Consider the following 1565-nt stretch of genomic DNA (forward strand, 5'->3'; position numbering starts at 1 on the left):
ATTGCTGTTCAAGTTCAGTAATTCGCTGTTCTGTTTCTGCAATAGCCGGTTCTCGCTGTTTAATTTCTGTGCCAATTTCTGCCATTGCTGATTTTCGTCTGTGAGTTTCTGTATCTGGTCTGTCTTTTCTTCCAGAAGCATCAACAGTTCTTCTGTATCCGGCAAGATTTGAAGCAGCTCTAATAATTCGCTCTCTAATTGCTGCAATCGTTCTTCCTGCTCCTGAAAACACATCAGTTTCTCGTCCTTTTCCTGTATCTCCTGAAGCATCTCTGCCATGATATTCTGCTGTTCCTCTATCTGTGTAATCATTGCTTCCATCATGGGAATTACTTCTTTGCTTTCTTCTAATGTCATTCAAACACTCCCTCCACATAGACAATGCACCGGATACCTTACCAAAGGTTGCAATTACCTTTTGCAGCAGTGCATTTTGTTTTTTAATCATCTGGTTTTCCTCAACCTTCCATGAACCTTTCCTTATCTGTCCGGTGAGATATTTTTCCTCAATCTTCCTTGCATCTGCACCCTCATGAATCGTAGGGACTTTCAATTTGCCCTGTCTTTCATAAGAGCGGTGGTCAATCTGATTGTCTATGGATAAATGCCGGTTACACATCCTAGCCCATTCGCTTCGCCATAACTCACAATTTTTTGGACTGTTCCAGCCGGTAGCATCGGTCAGAACCCGTTTCCATTGTTTTCTGTTTCTTGCCCCGACTTTCTGTACTCCGTTTTCATCAAGTACCGGAATACGGATTCCATGACGGTCTGGATTTTTCTTATCCTGCCACCAATCCGGGTGGGATTCATCAACCACGATATTTTCCTCAGTATCTCTGACAAAATCCCAGTCCTTGACTTCTTTGTTGCCCCATGAATGATCCGGATTGAATGGTCGCATGGTTACAAGTAAATGGACATGTGGGTTTCCATCGTTCTTATCGTGTATGCTCCAATCGGCACACATTCCCTTGTCCACGAAAGTTTTTTGAATATATTCGGTTGTATAATCAATCTGTTCCTGTCTGCTCCATTCTTTCGGTAAGGAAAATTCAAACGAGCGTCCAAGCTGTGCATCTGCATTTTTTTCTATCTTCAATACCTCATTCCATAGCCGCTGTTTCTGAAATGTGATTTTAAACTTTTCCAGTGCGGCTTCCTTATCGCCTGCCCTTTTATAACGGATAGACTGGTGAAACCTTTTTATATTTTCTTCCGGTACATGCAGCCATTCAGGAGGTGCATTTTCACACATCATCAGACTGGTGTAGACGACTTCCTTTTTGGATGTGTAGTAGCTGATCCTGCCTGTTTCCTCATTTTTCATCACATCTCCATTAAGATATGCCGATGCGGATATGACAGATTTTCCTTTACTGCGTCCGACAATCTTTACTGTAAAGTGAAATATCGCCATGATACGATTCCCCCTTTCTGCCGTATCCGGCATTGATTTCCGACAGCATCTTCTTCTAGTTTGGCAGGAGTGAAGCTGTCGGAACGCCCTCTGCGCAAGAGTGCCCCCTGCGGCATGAGCAGGTCTGGCTGAAAGCCCCGCCGAC

At 43.8% G+C, this 1565-nt stretch carries 1 protein-coding gene; it reads right to left on the minus strand.

What is annotated here, in order from left to right:
* The coding region (locus LKD41_RS16090) for a MobA/MobL family protein (RefSeq protein WP_227701676.1) at nucleotides 1-1420 on the minus strand (1420 nt) is incomplete at its 3' end.
* Nucleotides 1421-1565 lie beyond the last annotated feature (145 nt).

This window comes from Roseburia sp. CLA-AA-H209 (assembly GCF_020687575.1).
Lineage (GTDB): Bacteria > Bacillota > Clostridia > Lachnospirales > Lachnospiraceae > Roseburia_C > Roseburia_C amylophila.